We start from the raw sequence: 15519 nt of genomic DNA, 5'->3' as shown, positions 1-15519 counted from the left end.
GATCGTCCCTCAGACCGTCGCGTAGGCGACGATGCCACGGCGCATGGCGTCGGCGGCACGGGAGGCGGTGCGCGACAACGGCGCGTCCGCCGCGTTGCGGAGCTGGTCGAGCAGGTCGATCACCTGCTTGGACCACCGGACGAAGTCGCCTGCGGCGAGGTCGAGGGTCCGGAGGACGTCGTCGAGCGAGGACCCCGACGCCCATCGGAAGACGCCGAGCGCGATCGCGGGCGTGGGCGGCATCGATCCCGCCAGGCGGTGGTCCCGCTCGAGGTCGTCGAGGCGCGCCCAGATCGTGAGCGTCTCGTCGAGGGCCGGACGGAAGGCGCCGCGGGGCAGCGCGTGTTCCGTGCCGGGAGCGTCCTCGCGGCGGGGCTCGTAGACGATCGTCGCCGCCATCGCCGCGAGCTGCGCCGGTGTCAACTCGTCCCAGACGTGCGCCTCGATGCACTCCGCGACGAGCAGGTCGCGGTCGCCGTAGATGCGCTGCAACCGGCGCCCACCGGCGGCGACGCGCACCTCGTCCCGTCGGGCCCCCGCGGACTCGGACGTCGGCACCGGGACGCCGTCCACGTCCTCCGGCGCGTCGCGGGTCAGGTAGCCGAGTGCCAGGAGGACGTCGGTCACCCGGTCGAACACGATCGCCACCGCACCGGTGCGCGAGCGGATCTGCGCGAGCAGCTTGTCGGTGGAGCGGGACAGGCGGTACCAGCGCTCGGCCCAGCGCGCGTGCGCCTCGCGGTCGGGACACGCGTGGCAGGGATGCCGCTGCATGCGTCGCCGGACCTCGCTGATCGCGGCCTGCCGCTCCTGGCGCGCACCGTGTGAGGACTCGCGGCCGCCCGGGATCGTCGACCGCTCCAGGTCGGAGAGCTCGCGTCGGAGCGCCGCGTACTCCGTGAAGTCCCCGAGGTGGCACTCCATGGACCGGCGGTAGCCGTCGAGCGACTCCTGCTGCGATCGGGCCTTCCGGGCGAGATCGACGACCGAGCGGTCCGCTTGGAACTGCGCGAACGACGTCTCGAGGACCTCGCGCGTCCGCTCCCGCCCGAACTGCTCGATGAGGTTGACGGCCATGTTGTACGTCGGCTTGAACGCGGAGTTCAGCGGGTAGGTCCGGCGCGAGGCGAGCGACGCCACCGCCTGTGGTTCGAGGCCGTCGGTCCACTGGATGACCGCATGGCCCTCGACGTCGATCCCGCGGCGACCGGCGCGGCCGGTCAGCTGCGTGTACTCCCCCGGCGTGATCGGGACGCGCGCCTCGCCGTTGAACTTCTCGAGCTTCTCGAGCACCACCGTGCGAGCGGGCATGTTGACCCCGAGCGCCAGGGTCTCGGTGGCGAGCACGACCTTGAGCAGCTTGCGCTGGAACAGGTCCTCGACGACCTCCTTGAACGCCGGCAGCAGACCCGCGTGGTGCGCCGCGACGCCCCGCTCGAGGCACTCGAGCCACTCCCAGTAGCCGAGCACCGCGAGATCCTCGTCGAGCAGCGTGCGGCAGTGGTACTCGGCGGTCTCGCGGATCTCGCGGCGCTCAGCGGCGGTCGTCAGCGAGATCCCGGAGCGGAGGACCTGGCGCACGCCCTGGTCGCATCCGTTCCGACTGAACACGAAGAAGATGGCCGGCAGCAACCGCCGCTCGTCGAGCATGTGGACGATGCCCTCGCGGTGCATGCGTTCCTGGCGCGGCCCGCGATGGTCGTACGCCGGACCGCGTCCGCGGCCGCGGCCTCGACCGCCGTTGCGGTCGCCACCCCGCGAGGCCCCACCGACCAGTCGCATGAGTTCCGGGTTGACACGGTTGGTCGCCGCCGCACCCGACGAGTCGAACAGGTCGACGAGCTTCGGACCGACGAGCACGTGCTGCTCGAGCGGCACCGGACGCTCCTCCGAAACGATGACGTCCGTGTCCCCGCGCACCGCCTGCAGCCAGTCGCCGAACTCCTCGGCGTTCGACACGGTCGCCGACAGGGAGACGAGCCGGACCTCACTCGGCAGGTGCAGGATCACCTCTTCCCACACCGGCCCGCGGAACCGGTCGGCGAGGTAGTGGACCTCGTCGAGCACGACGTAGGCCAGGTCGTCGAGCAGATCGGACTCCGCGTAGATCATGTTGCGGAGCACCTCGGTCGTCATCACGACCACGCGCGCCCTCGGGTTGACGTTGGTGTCGCCCGTGAGCAGCCCGACCTCCGACTCGCCGTACGCGTCGACGAGTTCGCCGTACTTCTGGTTCGACAGCGCCTTGATCGGCGTGGTGTAGAACACCTTCGCCGTCGGGGAACGCATCGCGAGCCACACCGCGAACTCGGCGACGACCGTCTTCCCGGCACCGGTGGGCGCGGCGACGAGCACGCTGCGGCCCTCGTCGAGCGCCAGGCACGACGCCATCTGGAACGGGTCGAGGTCGAATCGGAGCTCGGTGCGGAACAGCTCGAGATTCCGTGACCGCGCCCGCGCGCGGGCGGCGGCGAACCGGGCGGCCGGGGTCAGTCCCGTGTCGGTCACAGGCCGTACTCCGCGTCCACCGCTGCCTGACGTCGCGCCGCGCGCCGGTCGTGGAACCACGAGACCGCGCAGGCAGCGATGTACAGCACGACCATCGGCACGGCGAGCAGGAACATCGAGATGACGTCGGCCGACGGCGTGACCAGAGCGGTGAACACGAGGATGCAGAGGATCGCGATGCGCCAGGAGCCGATGATGGCCGCGGCGGAGAGCACCCCGACGAAGTTGAGGAGCACGAGGAACACCGGGAGCACGAACGCGATGCCGATGGCGAGGACGAGCTTGATGACGAAGTCGTAGTAGGTCTTGGCGTCCACGATCGAGGCGTCCTCGTGCGACACGAAGCTGCCGAGGATCCCGACGATGTGCGGCAGGACGTACCACCCGCAGAAGCAGCCGCCGAGGAAGAGCGGGATCGCCGAGCCGAAGAAGCCGATGACGTAGAGCTTCTCGCGGCGGACCAGCGCCGGCACGATGAAGGCCCACACCTGGTAGAGCCACACGGGGCTCGAGATGACGATGCCGATCGTGATCGCGATCTGCAGACGGAGGTCGAACGCACCGGTGATCACCGGGAAGTTCAGCTCGGCGACGTGCCCGCCGCCGGCACGGGCCAGGTTGCGGACCGGCGCGCGGAGGGCGTCGAGCACCCACGGCGTGAGGAACCACCCCGCCACGGCACACACGGCGATGGCGAGCACGGCGCGGAACAGGCGCTTGCGGAGCTCGACGAGGTGCTGTCCGAGGGACATCCGCCCCTCGGGGTCCTTCTTCGGCATCCCCGGGCGAGGCTGGCGTCCGCGCGCAGTCGTCGAGGCCATGGCTGTGATCCTACGTCCTCTCCGCCGTGGACCGACATGGCGGACGACGCCGGGGGCGGCTCAGTCCGCGGGGGCGAGCGCTGCCGCGGCGAAGGCGCGGAGGGCCGCGCGCGCGGCGGGCGGGTGCAGCACGACCGCACGGCCGGGCAGCCCGGCGACGAGGCGGACGACACCGTCGAACCCGGTCGCGGCGAGCCGGATGCGGACGCGGCCCTGGTCGTCCGGGTCGTCCGCGGTGTCGGCGAGGTAATCCGCGACGAGCGGCAGGGACGAGGAGTCGAGCTCCACGGTGACGATCGTGTCCTCGGGCCCACGTTGGAACAGCGTGTCGGGGATCTCGACGTCCTCGATCCGTTTCGTCGCCGGACGGTCGTCCACGGCGACGCCCGACATGCGGTCGAGTCGGAAGGTCCGGAGCGCATCGCGATCGAGGTCCCAGGCGCGCAGGTACCAGTCGGTGTCGATGGACTCGACCCGGAGCGGGTCCACGCGGCGTTCACCGCGGGGCGCCCGCGGCCCCGCGTAGTCGAACCGGAGACCCCGACCGGCCGACATCGCCCGCCGGATCACCTCGAGGGTGACGTCGTGCGCGTCCTGCCCGACCGCGACCGAACTGGAGGCGCCACCCGCCCCACGGGACAGCTTCGCGATGAGCGCGTGGATCGCCTCCGGGTCCCCGGCCTCGGGTAGCGCCGACAGGTACTGCAGGCCGGCGATGAGCGCCGAGGCCTCGCGGGCCGAGAGCCGCGGGGAGTCGTCGATCGCGACGAGGTTGGTCAGCACGATCATGTCGTTCTGCTCGAAGTCGTCCCAGGCGATGTCGAACAGGTCACCGTGTTGGTACTGCATGGTCTCGCCCGGGACCCCCGACACGGCGATGAGCTCGACGGCGCGGCGGATCCGAGCCGCGGGGACCCCGAAGTGTCGTGCTGCCTCGGTAACCGACACGCGCTCGCGGTCGATGAGGTACGGCACGAGCGACAGGAGGAACGCGAGCTTGTCCTGCGCCTGGAGCGGCTGCTCAGCCACGGGTAGCCTCCCCCGGGGTGTCGTCGTGGTCCTGCACGAGTCGCTCGAGACGGGCACACACGAGGTCCCGCACGGCCGACGGCTCCACGACACGGACCTCCGGCCCGAAGGCGGCGAGCTCCTCGGCCAGGATCTGGGGATCCACGAAGTGCAGGACGAGCCGACCGTCGGCGTCCGTGGTGGTGCCGCGTCGGCGGGCGAGTCGCCGCTCGGCGTCACTGCCCGTGGCGACCTGGATCGTGGCGGTGCGGTTCGCCCAGACCCGGTCGAGTTCCGCGAGGGCACGCTCCCCGGCGTCTGCCGGCGCCTCGTGCTGGCCGACCTCGTACGTCGAGACCGGACCGACGACGCGGGAGAGCAGGTAGTTCTTGTCGGAGTCGGTCGCGAACTCGTGCGCGGCGAGCATCCAGCGTCCGCCGTGCTGCACGAGTGCCAGTGGCGCGACCTGCCGGGTCCGAGCCTTGGTGCTGCCCGGTGTGATGTAGTCGAACCGGACGGCGGCGGCGCGGTCGAGCGCGGCGCGCAGTGGTTCGAACGCAGCGTCCCTGGCCCGGAGCCGAGGAGCGTAGGCGTCCACGGCGCGGCCGTCCGCGAGCGCGTCCTCGCCGTCGTCGTCGGTACCGCCGACGGACCGCAGCTTGAGCAGGGCGCGACGGGAGTCGGCCGAGAGCGCGCCCTCACGCCAGGCCATCGCCGCCAGGGACAGCAGCGCCGACTCGTCCGGGGTGAACCGGACGTCCTCGGGCAGGTCGTACTCGCCCTTCGGGATCCGGTAGCGCAGCGTCTGGTTGTTGCCGGTCGCACCGGGCGTCTCGATGGTCTCGAGCGGGACACCGAGTTCGCGGACGTCGTCCTTGTCGCGCTCGAACTGACGCTCGAGCGAGGCGTTGTCACCACCCGGCGTGTACCGCTGGCGGTATCCCTGCACGTTCGCGAGGATCTCGCCCTTCGTGAGCCCCGACTCCGTCGACAGAAGCGCGAGCACGAGGCTGAACAGCCGTTCCTCTGCCGGGACACGCGGGGATCGGGTCGCTGGCACGAGGCTGATCCTACGGCAGCGGGCGTACCCCCGGGATCAGCGTGGCATCACGCCGAGCAGGTCGAACACGTACGCGTACGTCGTGCCGTTCTGCTTGACGACGGCGAGCACCTGGTCGCCGACCTGCTTGCCGATCAGGGCCTTGCGGATCGATGCCGCGATCTGGTTGCCGGGCGCCAGCGGGACCGTCACTGCACCCGATCCGTCGGTCCAGCTCGACCCGGCGACAGTCGAGTTCGTGCCCCAGTTGACCGCGGTGTACTTGACCACTGCCGTGTCCTTCGCGGTGATCTCGCGGCCGGACCCCTTGCGGAGCAGGTGCACCTGGTCACTCGACGGTGCAGCGGTGGCGGGCACGGTGATCCCGGGCGCACCGTTCGGGGCGAGCACGACGGCCGGCATGCCGTCGGCGGCGACCTGTGGCCGTCCGTCGGCACGCGAGGCGAAGCCGTCCACGACGTCCGCAACGACGACCGCGGCGTCCTGTTGGACCTTCGCCGTGGTGGTGCTGCCGTTCTGGAGCGCCTTCTTCGACACCACGATCGCGAGGCGGTCACCGACCCGCGCGCACTCGAGCGCGTTGCCCAGTGCACCGCCGTTCGTCGACCCGACGGTGATGGGACTCGTCGTCCCCTTGTACCCGCTGGTCTGCAGGGTCTTGCCGGTCGCGCCGTCCACCACCGTGTACTCGATGACCGCCGGGGAACCCTCGCCGAGGACACGGCCGGACCCCTGGTGGAGCACGGAGACCTCGGTCCGCTTCGTGGTGAGCGGCGACGGGACGTGGACCGTCGGCTTCGCACCGATCGCGCCGGACGCCGACACGGCCTCGGACGCGTTGCCGGGCGCGGGTGCCGTGCATCCCCCCGCGGACGCCGAGCCCGACGCGCACGCTGTGAGCGACGCGACGAGGCCGACCGTGACCAGGAGTGCGGGGATGGTGCGCACGGACCCTCTTTCCACTCGTTCGGGGGTTCGCGCCCGGATGACGCCGGACGACTCCGGTAGAGCTTAGCGGTCGTCCGCTGGCGCCTCGTCCGCCCGGGGCCCGTCCGCCGCGGCGACCTTCCGGGCCTGCGCGGCCGCCTGCCGGGCGACCTTCCGGAGCTTCTTGTCGCTCGTCGCCCGCTCGCCCACGGCGCCGGGCGTCCACAGTTCGACGTCCTCGTCGGCGAACTCGGGCTTGCGACGGCGTCGGTGGTCGGGCAGCACGACGCCGTCCGCGAGCCGTCGGGCCGTCACCAGGAACCCGGTGTGGCCGACCATCCGGTGGTCGGGACGCACGGCGAGTCCGTCGACGTGCCAGGTGCGGACGAGCGTCTCGCTCGGCTCCGGCTCGGTGTAGCGGCCGGTGTCGCGGATCGCCTCGCACACGCGGGAGAGCTGCGTCACGGTCGCCACGTAACAGACGATGAGTCCGCCGGGCACGAGTGCGTCGGCGGCGTCGTCCACGCACTCCCACGGCGCGAGCATGTCGAGCACGACCCGGTCGACGGATCCGGCGTCGACGTGCTGCGCCAACTCCTCGACGAGGTCGCCCACGGTGACGGTCCAGTTGTCCGGATCGGCCCCGAGGAACGTGGCGACGTTGCCGCGGGCGATGTCCGCGAACTCGGAACGACGCTCGAACGAGTGCAGGGTCCCCTCGGCGCCGATCGCCCGGAGCAACCACAGCGAGAGCGCGCCCGAGCCGACGCCGGCCTCGACGACCCGGGCCCCCGGGAACACGTCCGCGAAGGCGACGATCTGGGCCGCGTCCTTCGGGTAGACGATCGCGGCCCCGCGGGGCATGGACATGACGTAGTCGTTCAGCAGGGGGCGGAGGGCCAGGTACTCGTCGCCGCTCGACGAGGCGATCACGGAGCCGTCCTGCTGGCCGATCACGTCGTCGTGGCGGAGGACGCCGCGGTGCGTGTGGTACTCGCCGCCGGTCTCGAGCGAGAGCGTGGTCAGCTTGCCCTTCGGGCCGGTGAGCTGGACGCGGTCGCCGGCACGGAAGGGACCGCGGGCTGGCGCGCCGGTCATCAGGCGCCCTCGCCCGGGAGCTGCGCCGCCGCCGCCCCGGAGGACGCCGTGGTCGCCGCGGCGGCGTGCGCCGAGAACGCGGGCGCCGTCAGTGCGACGAGCCGGTCGACGTCCACGCCCTCCAGCGACTCGAGCCGGACGTCGGCGCTGCCCTCGGCGATCGGCACGACGTGCTCGACCGCGACCGTGACGGCCCCGGAGGCGAGCGCCGCGGCGACACCCGTCGGCGAGTCCTCGATCGCGACACAGCGGGCCGGGTCGACGCCGAGTTCTGCCGCAGCACGGAGGTACGCCTCGGGGTGCGGCTTGGCGTGCTCCACGTCGTCGCCCGCGACGACCACGCGGAATCCCCTCGCGCCGAGCAACTCGGCCACGTCGACCGCCATCCGTCGCCGGGACATCGTCACGAGTGCGGTCGGGACGCCGCGGTCGTGCAGCTCCTCGACGAGCTCGCGGGCCCCGGGACGCCACGGCATGGCGTCGTGCATGTGCTCGACCACGTAGGTCGTCATCCACTCGACGATCTCCTCCACGGTCAGGTCCACGCCGTGCTCACGGAGGATCTCGCCGGAGCGCTCGAGGCCACTGCCGACGAGGGACAAGCCGTCCTCGTGGGTCCACGGGGCGTCGTACTGCGCGGTCAGCACCATCTGGGACCGCTGCCAGATCGGCTCGGTGTCCACGAGGGTGCCGTCCATGTCCCAGAGGACCGCGGCGGGGAGTTCGGAGGTCACGGCCCCCGAGTGTAGCGGCGGGCACCCGAACGCCCGTTCGCTCCGGGCACGACGCCGGGAGCGCGGGCCGCGGTGCCCGCGAGGACGCACGTCCTATTGTTGGTGTGCAGGTCGCGGCGCCCCGCGTCCCTCGGCAGATCGACCAGGAGGTCCCCTCCGTGCCACAGCACTCCCCCTTCAGCGACGGGCGCCTGCTCGTCGTCGCGTTCGAGGGATGGAACGACGCGGGCGAGGCCGCGAGCGGACTCGCCCGACGCATCGTCGACGCGCTCGACCTGGAGGAACTCCGGGAGCTCGACGGTGAACGGTACGTCGACTACCAGTTCAACCGCCCGACGATCGGCAGCGACGACGACGGCGTGCGCGGCGTCATCTGGCCGCGGATCGTGCTCCATGGTCCGGCGTCCACCGGGACCACGCCCGCCGTCTCCCAGGTCGTCGGTGCCGGCGGCACCACGAGTGAGCGTGGGGTGTACGTGCTCGTCGGTCCCGAGCCGTCGCGGACGTGGCGCGGGTTCGCGGCGGAGATCGTGGACCTGGTGGACGTGCACGCGATCGACGCCGTCGTGTTCGTCGGCGCCATGCTCGCGGACGTCCCGCACACCCGCCCGATCTCGGTCTTCGTGTCCAGTGAGGACGAGGACGTCCGCACCGCGCTCGGCGTCGATCACTCGACGTACGAGGGCCCGGTCGGCATCATCAGCGTCTTGTCGGACGCGATGGACACCGCCGGCGTGCCCACGATCTCCCTCTGGGCCTCGGTCCCGCACTACGTCCACAACGCCCCCTCGCCGAAGGCGACCCTCGCGCTCCTCGACCGCATCGAGGACCTCACCGACGTGACGGTGCCGCGCGGGTCCCTGCTCGACGACGCCGCGAACTGGGAGCAGGGCATCGACGCGCTGGCAGCCGACGACGAGGACATGGCGAGCTACATCACGCAGCTCGAACAGGCGCGCGACACGGTCGACTCCCCGGAGGCCAGCGGCGACGCGATCGCCCAGGAGTTCGAGCAGTACCTCCGCCGACGCGACGGCAAGGACGGCGCCCCGGGTGGCCCCGGCGAGGGTCCCTGGCGCCCACCCCAGTCCTGAAGGCGGGACGGCCGACGGACCCCGGACCCCCGGGCCGGGTCTTCCGTCAGCGCTGTCCGATCCGGATCCCGAGCACGGCGTCGACGAGGTCGACGAGCTCGCCCGTGCACGTGCCGCCCGCCGCGATCGCGGTGTCGACCGCGGCGACCGCCCCCGGCGTGTCGAGGTCGTCCGCGACCCGCTCGCGGATCCGAGCCATGCTCGCGACGGCCACCGACGTGTCGGCGTCGCCCCGGTCCTCCAGATCGACTCCGCGAGCCCAGGCGTCCCACGAGGCGAGCCGCGTGGTCGCGCTCGTCAGCTCGCTGTCGAACCACTCCCAGTCGTCCGAGTAGCGGTGGGACAAGAGCGCGAGGCGGACGACCCGCGGGTCGGCGCCGTCCTCGAGCAGGCCGCGGACGGTCACGAGGTTGCCGAGCGACTTCGAGATCTTCGTGCCCTGGTAGGCGATCATCCCGGTGTGCACGTAGGCGCGTGCGAGTGGTGCGTGCGCGAGCGCCGCCGTGTGGCCCGCGCTCATCTCGTGGTGCGGGAACACGAGGTCGCTCCCCCCGCCCTGCACCGAGACGGGCGCACCGAGGCGGTCACCCGCGATGACGCTGCACTCGATGTGCCATCCGGGCCGCCCGGTGCCCACAGCGGTGTCCCAGGTCGGTTCGCCGGGTCGTGCCGCACGCCACAGCAGCGGATCGAGCGGGTCACGCTTGCCGGGTCGATCCGGGTCGCCACCGCGCTCCGCCGACAGCGCGAGCATGGTGTCGCGGTCGAGGCCGCTCTCGGCACCGAGCGACCAGGCGTCGGTCGCGCGCTGGACGTCGAAGTACACGTCGTCGCCGTCCGCGCCCTCCGTCGGCACCCGGTAGCCGTGGCCGGACTCGAGCAGGAACGCGACGGCCTCGCCGATGCGCTCGACCTCGTCGGTGACCGCGACGTACTCGTCCGGCGGGAGCACCCGCAGCGCCTCCATGTCGCGCCGGAACAACGCGATCTGCGAGGCGGCGAGCTCGCGCCAGTCGACGCCGGTCGCCGCGGCGCGCTCGAGGAGCGGGTCGTCGACGTCGGTCGTGTTCTGCACGTACTCGACGTCGAGCCCGGCATCCCGCCAGGCCCGGTTCAGGGTGTCGAAGGCCAGGTAGGTGGCCGCGTGCCCGAGGTGGGTCGCGTCGTACGGCGTGATGCCGCACACGTACATGGTCGCGCGCTCGCCGCCGCCCGTCGGGTCGACCGGGCTGCCGGTGGCGGTGTCGTGCACGCGAGGCCGGCTCCCGACGCCGGTGACCTCGGGGACGTCGGGGTGCTCCCAGGCCCGCATCAGTAGGTCGCCAGGAGATCGGCGAGGACGCGGCGCCCGAACGCGAGCGACGCCAGCGGGACCCGCTCGTCGACGCCGTGGAACATCGCGGGGAAGTCCATGTCACCGGGGAGCTGCAACGGGACGAACCCGTACCCGGCGATGCCGAGGGTCGACAGCGCTTTGTTGTCGGTCCCGCCGGACAGCAGGTAGGGCAGCACCGGCGCGCCGGGGTCGTGCCGGTCGAGGACCGCGCGGACGGTGTCGACGAGCGGACCGGCGAACGCGGTCTCGAGACCGACGTCCCGGTGCGTCGTCAGCACCTCGACGTCGTCCCCGGCGAGTTCACGGACCTCGGCGAGCACCTGCTCCTCGTCGCCGGGCAGGCACCGGATGTCGACGAGCGCCTCGGCGGTGTCGGGGATCACGTTGTGCTTGTAGCCGGCGTGCAGGAGCGTCGGGTTCGTCGTCGTGTGCAGGGCCGCGTGGATGAAGCGCGAGGCCGAACCGGTCGCCAGCGCGACCTCGTCCGGCCCCGTCCGCGTGGGGTCCACCCCGAGGAACCGGGCGACCTCGCGCACCATCGCGTCGGTCGTGTCGGACATCCGGACCGGCCACTCGCGGCTCCCGATGCGCGCGACGGCCGCGGCGAGCTTCGTCACGGCGTTGTCGCGCATCACGTGCGACCCGTGCGCGGCGGTGCCCCGCGCGACGAGCTTGATCCAGATGAGCGCCTTCTCGCCCGTCTGCAGCAGGTAGGCCCGGCGATCGCCGAGGGTGATCGAGTAACCACCGACCTCGCTGATGGCCTCCGTCGCCCCGGCGAAGACCTCGGGGTGTTCCGCGACGACGTGGTGCGCGCCGAGGACGCCGCCAGCCTCCTCGTCCGCGAAGAAGCCGATCACCAGGTCGCGCTCGGGTGCGCCCTGCCGCTCGATGACGTCCCGCAGGGCGGTGAGCATCATCGCGTCCATGTCCTTCATGTCGACCGCGCCGCGACCCCAGAGCGCGCCGTCCTGGACGACGCCACCGAACGGGTCCACGGACCAGTTCGCGGGATCGGCCGGGACGACGTCGAGGTGCCCGTGCACGACGAGCCCCGGCTTGTCGCGGTCGCGCCCGGGAACCCGTGCGACGACGCTGACCCGGCCCGGCTCCGACTCGAACAGCTGCGGCTCCAGCCCGAGGTCCCGGAGATGCGCCTCGACGTACTCGGCCGCGTCGGCCTCGCCGTTCGAACGCCCCTCGCCGTGGTTCGTGGTGTCGAACCGGATGAGGTCACGGGCGATGGCGGCGGTGGCCTCGAGCTCCGTGTCGACGTCCGCCGGTCGCTGCACATCGGTCATGTCCCCAACGGTACCGTCCGCGTACGACCACGGTGCCCGCCGGTGCGGGCAGGCCGGGCGGGCGCGCCCGGGATGCGCGCCCGTGTGCGGTCGCGCCGCCGATCCGTGCTACTGTCGTTCCTCGGCAGCGGGACCGGCCGGAAGGCCCGGGACCCGCGTCGACACCCTGTCCGGGTGGCGGAATTGGTAGACGCGCTAGCTTGAGGTGCTAGTGCCCGTATTAGGGCGTGGGGGTTCAAGTCCCCCCTCGGACACGACGAGCGGCTGGTCCCATCGGGACCAGCCGCTTCTTCGTCCGGTGGCCGTCCCCGCTCGTGGACCGCACCCCGGCTCCGCCGCTGGCGGACCCGGCTTCAGCGCCGGCGCACCAGGCCCCGGACCAGCGAGGTCGCGACGAGGCCCACGAGCACGTACGGCCCCATCGTCAGCAGCGGGTCGATCCACGTGTGGTGCGTGTCCGACCGCGACGAGCGCAGCCGTTCGGCGATCCCCCGGCCGCCCCGTTCGGCAGCGATCCCGGTCTCGTGCACGACCCGGTCCGGCGACCCCTGCAGGGCTGCGGCGATCCGCGCCTCCGCGACGTTGACGCGGTCCCCGGCGATGAGGAGCAGCCAGTGCGCCGCACGCCCTTCGCTGAAGAACCCGTACGCAGCGCGGCGGATCAGACCCGAGACACCGGACAGCGGCTGCGCCGTCCCGAACACGGGCGTCACGAAGGCGTGCTCGATCGAGCGCTCGCGGCCCTCGGCACCCGGCTGTCGCTCCGGGAACGTCCAGTGCGCACCGGTGGCGGACGGGTCGAACCGGAGGCGCGGCACGGCCGGCCGGTCGGCGGGGTCGAGGTCGGCGCCCCAGCCTGGGATCCGCGCACGCAGTTCCTCTGGCGTGGGGACGTCGCGGGGCTTGTCCGGCAGGTAGGCGAGCGGTTCGTCGTCGGTCATGCGGTCCTCCTCGTGTTCGGCGATGTCCGGTCGCCGCCGCTCACGCGCTCTCCGGCACGATCACGGTCTTGATGCAGTCGTCGAGCTTCGCCGAGAACAGGTGGTAGCCCTCGGCGATGTGCTCGAGCGGGATGCGGTGGGTGATGATCTCGCTCGGCTTGAGGTACCCGGCGCGGATGTGTTCGAGCAGCCGCGGCCACTGGCGGATCACCGGGGTCTGGTTCATGCGCAACGTCAGGCCCTTGTTCATCGCGTCACCGAACTTCACCGCGCTGAAGATCGGCCCGTACGCGCCCATGACCGAGATCGTGCCGCCCTTGCGGACGCCGTCGATCGCCCAGTTGAGCGCGATGGGCGAACCGCCCTGGAGCTTCAGCTTCGTCGCGGTGACGTGCTGCAGCAGGTTGCCGTCGGCTTCGGCTCCGACGGCGTCGATGCAGACGTCCGCACCGAGGAAGTCGGTCGTGCGCTTCAGCTCGAGCACGACGTCGGCGACCTCGGCGAAGTTGATGGTCTCGGCCTGCGCGAACGTGCGGGCCTTCTCGAGCCGGTACTCGAGCTGGTCGATGACGATCACCCGGCCGGCACCCATGAGCCAGGCGGACTTCGCGGCGTACAGACCGACCGGGCCCGCGCCGAACACGACGACCGTGTCGCCCTCCGCGATGTCGCCGAGCTGTGCACCGAAGTACCCGGTGGCGAGCGCGTCGGTCATCATGAGCGCGTCCTCGTCGTCGAGCCAATCGGGGATGACCTGCGGACCGACGTCCGCGAAGGGCACCCGGACGTACTCCGCCTGGCCGCCGTCGTAGCCGCCCGTCGTGTGGGAGTACCCGTAGATGCCGCCGACCGCGGTCGCGTTGGGGTTGACGTTGTGGCAGTTCGAGTACAGGCCGCGGGCGCAGTACCAGCAGGTGCCACAGAAGATGTTGAAGGGGACCATCACCCGGTCGCCACGCTGGAGCCGCTCGACCGAGGAGCCGACCTCCTCGACGACGCCGATGAACTCGTGACCGAAGGTGTGCCCGATGCGCGTGTCCGGCATGAGGCCGTGGTACAGGTGCAGATCGGAGCCGCAGATGGCGGCTCGGGTCACGCGGACGATCGCGTCGTTCGGGTGCTCGATCCGAGGGACGTCCTTGTCCTCGACTCGGATCCGGTAGGGCCCCCGGTAGGTCATGGCGCGCATGCGTCTCCTCTCGACGTCCCGAGTCCACCCCACGCCCGCTGGGCGGCGATCCAGGAACGTACCCCGCCCACGGACGGGAGGGACGGCGCCGACCGGCACCGTCCCTCCCGTCCGTCTCCCGCGTCAGCGGAGCGTGACTCAGCTGTTCGCGGCGTCCACGAACTCGCGCCGCGGGTCGGTCTCCTTGATGAGCGACGTCGAGTCGCGACCCGACACGGCGCCGGTGAGCCAGCCGATGACGATGCGCGCCTTCCGGTTCAGGGTCGGCATCGCGTACACGTGGTAGGCGCGGTGGGCAGCCCAGGCCGGGAGGTTCGTCATCTTGATGCCCTTGATGTTGGCCGCGCCCTTCGCGATGCCGTACGAGGCGACCGATCCGATCGACACGTGGCGGTACTCGCGGATGGGCTGCCCGGTGATCGTCGCGACGATGTTGTCCGCGACGACGACCGCCTGCCGGACCGCGTTCTGCGCGTTCGGCGGGTAGTACGCCGGCTGCTTCTCCGCCGTCAGGTCGGGCACCTGTGCGGCGTCGCCGAGGCCCCAGGCCCCCTCGACCACCTCGTGGGTCTGCTCGTCCTCGACCTGGAGCTTCGCGTTGCACGCCAGGTGGCCCTTCGGCCCGCGCGGCAGATCGGTGTTGTCGAGCACCGGGTTGGGCTTGACGCCCGCCGTCCAGACGATGAGGCCGGCGGCGAACTCGTCGCCGTCGCTGAGCTTGACGACCCCGCCCTCGCAGCTCGGCATCGTGGTCTTGAGGCGGACGTCGATCCCGCGGGCGCGGAGCGACTCGAGCGTCCACTTCGACAGGTCGGGGCCGACCTCGGGCGCCACGCGGTCGAGCGCGTCGATGAGCACCCATCGGGGCTGCTCGCCGGCGAGTGACGGGTAGGTCGCGATGGCGGCCTGCGAGACGTCGAACAGCTCCCCGATCGCCTCGACACCGGTGTAGCCACCGCCGATGAAGATGCTGGTGAGGAGCTTGCGGCGCTCCTCCTCGTCACGCGTGGCCGCGGCCTTGGCGATGTTGTCGAGCAGCTTGGCACGCACGAACGCGGCCTCCTCGACGCTCTTGAACCCCACGGCGTGCTCCTCGAGACCGGGGGTCGGGAACACGCGGGTGACCGAACCGAGGGCGACGACGACGTGGTCGTAGCCGAGCGTGCGGTCGTCCCCGCCCGCCGTGGCGACCGAGACGGTCTTCGCCGTGCTGTCGATCCCGGTCACCTTGCCCTGGATGACCCGGGTGCGCCGCAGCGCACGGCGGAGCTCCACGGTGACGTCGCGGGGTGCGATGTGCCCGCCGGCGACCTCGGGCAGGAACGGCAGGTACGTGTAGTACGTGTTCTGGTCGACGAGGGTGATCCGCATCGGGACCGTGGTGGCCTGCTTCTGCAGGTGCAGGACGGTGGAGTAACCGCCGGAACCGCCGCCGAGGACGAGGACGTGTGGGATCGAGTCAGCCATGCATACGGTCTACGCCAGATCGGCTCGGACGGTCA

13 protein-coding genes and 1 tRNA gene are annotated in these 15519 nt (G+C 71.7%); 2 read left to right on the top strand and 12 right to left on the bottom strand.

Going from position 1 to position 15519, the window contains the following annotated elements; genetic code table 11:
- Positions 1-9: 9 nt before the first annotated feature.
- From DEI92_RS09535 to DEI92_RS09505, 7 genes are all read right to left on the bottom strand, one after another.
- Positions 10-2508 (bottom strand): RNA helicase, encoded by a 2499-nt coding sequence (locus DEI92_RS09535; protein WP_111013304.1) that lies wholly within the window; start codon positions 2506-2508, stop codon positions 10-12.
- Positions 2505-3260, bottom strand: a complete 756-nt coding sequence (gene tatC / locus DEI92_RS09530; protein WP_111009341.1) for a twin-arginine translocase subunit TatC — start codon at positions 3258-3260, stop codon at positions 2505-2507. The genes DEI92_RS09535 and tatC overlap by 4 nt, the downstream gene beginning before the upstream one ends.
- A 129-nt stretch (positions 3261-3389) precedes the next feature.
- Positions 3390-4358 (bottom strand): YafY family protein, encoded by a 969-nt coding sequence (locus DEI92_RS09525; RefSeq protein WP_111009064.1) that lies wholly within the window; start codon positions 4356-4358, stop codon positions 3390-3392.
- On the bottom strand, positions 4351-5397 hold the full coding sequence (locus DEI92_RS09520; protein WP_111013303.1) for a YafY family protein: 1047 nt from the start codon (positions 5395-5397) through the stop codon (positions 4351-4353). Before DEI92_RS09520 ends, DEI92_RS09525 begins: the two co-directional genes overlap by 8 nt.
- 36 nt (positions 5398-5433) lie before the next feature.
- Positions 5434-6345, bottom strand: coding sequence for an FKBP-type peptidyl-prolyl cis-trans isomerase (locus DEI92_RS09515; protein WP_111013302.1), 912 nt, complete (start codon positions 6343-6345; stop codon positions 5434-5436).
- A gap of 63 nt (positions 6346-6408) precedes the next feature.
- Positions 6409-7422: a tRNA (adenine-N1)-methyltransferase gene (locus DEI92_RS09510; RefSeq protein WP_111009067.1), complete on the bottom strand. Its 1014-nt coding sequence runs from the start codon at positions 7420-7422 to the stop codon at positions 6409-6411.
- A complete protein-coding gene (locus tag DEI92_RS09505; protein WP_111013301.1) occupies positions 7422-8156 on the bottom strand; it encodes an HAD family phosphatase in 735 nt (244 codons plus the stop codon). Before DEI92_RS09505 ends, DEI92_RS09510 begins: the two co-directional genes overlap by 1 nt.
- Positions 8157-8314: 158 nt before the next feature.
- Between DEI92_RS09505 and DEI92_RS09500 the strand changes: the two genes are divergently transcribed.
- Entirely contained in the window at positions 8315-9250 is a 936-nt protein-coding gene (locus tag DEI92_RS09500; RefSeq protein WP_111013397.1) for a proteasome assembly chaperone family protein, read from the top strand.
- A gap of 46 nt (positions 9251-9296) precedes the next feature.
- Here DEI92_RS09500 and mshC read toward each other — a convergent pair whose 3' ends face one another.
- Together mshC and DEI92_RS09490 are read right to left on the bottom strand one after the other, a co-directional pair.
- Positions 9297-10562, bottom strand: coding sequence for a cysteine--1-D-myo-inosityl 2-amino-2-deoxy-alpha-D-glucopyranoside ligase (gene mshC / locus DEI92_RS09495; RefSeq protein WP_111013300.1), 1266 nt, complete (start codon positions 10560-10562; stop codon positions 9297-9299).
- Positions 10562-11887 (bottom strand): M20/M25/M40 family metallo-hydrolase, encoded by a 1326-nt coding sequence (locus DEI92_RS09490; protein ID WP_111009070.1) that lies wholly within the window; start codon positions 11885-11887, stop codon positions 10562-10564. Before DEI92_RS09490 ends, mshC begins: the two co-directional genes overlap by 1 nt.
- 168 nt (positions 11888-12055) lie before the next feature.
- Here DEI92_RS09490 and DEI92_RS09485 point away from each other — a divergent pair.
- Positions 12056-12141 (top strand) — tRNA-Leu (locus tag DEI92_RS09485).
- A gap of 99 nt (positions 12142-12240) precedes the next feature.
- Here the strand turns inward: DEI92_RS09485 and DEI92_RS09480 are convergent.
- From DEI92_RS09480 to DEI92_RS09470, 3 genes are all read right to left on the bottom strand, one after another.
- Entirely contained in the window at positions 12241-12828 is a 588-nt protein-coding gene (locus DEI92_RS09480) for a hypothetical protein (protein WP_111009071.1), read from the bottom strand.
- A 40-nt stretch (positions 12829-12868) separates the two neighbouring features.
- On the bottom strand, positions 12869-14017 hold the full coding sequence (locus tag DEI92_RS09475) for a zinc-dependent alcohol dehydrogenase (RefSeq protein ID WP_111013299.1): 1149 nt from the start codon (positions 14015-14017) through the stop codon (positions 12869-12871).
- Positions 14018-14155: 138 nt separating this feature from the next.
- Positions 14156-15484 (bottom strand): NAD(P)/FAD-dependent oxidoreductase, encoded by a 1329-nt coding sequence (locus DEI92_RS09470; protein ID WP_111013298.1) that lies wholly within the window; start codon positions 15482-15484, stop codon positions 14156-14158.
- Between the last annotated feature and the right edge of the window lie 35 nt (positions 15485-15519).

The sequence above is a fragment of the Curtobacterium sp. MCBD17_034 genome, from assembly GCF_003234515.1.
Lineage (GTDB): Bacteria > Actinomycetota > Actinomycetes > Actinomycetales > Microbacteriaceae > Curtobacterium.
The sequence above is the reverse complement of the archived record's forward strand: the minus strand, read 5'-3'. Positions and strand labels throughout refer to the sequence as shown.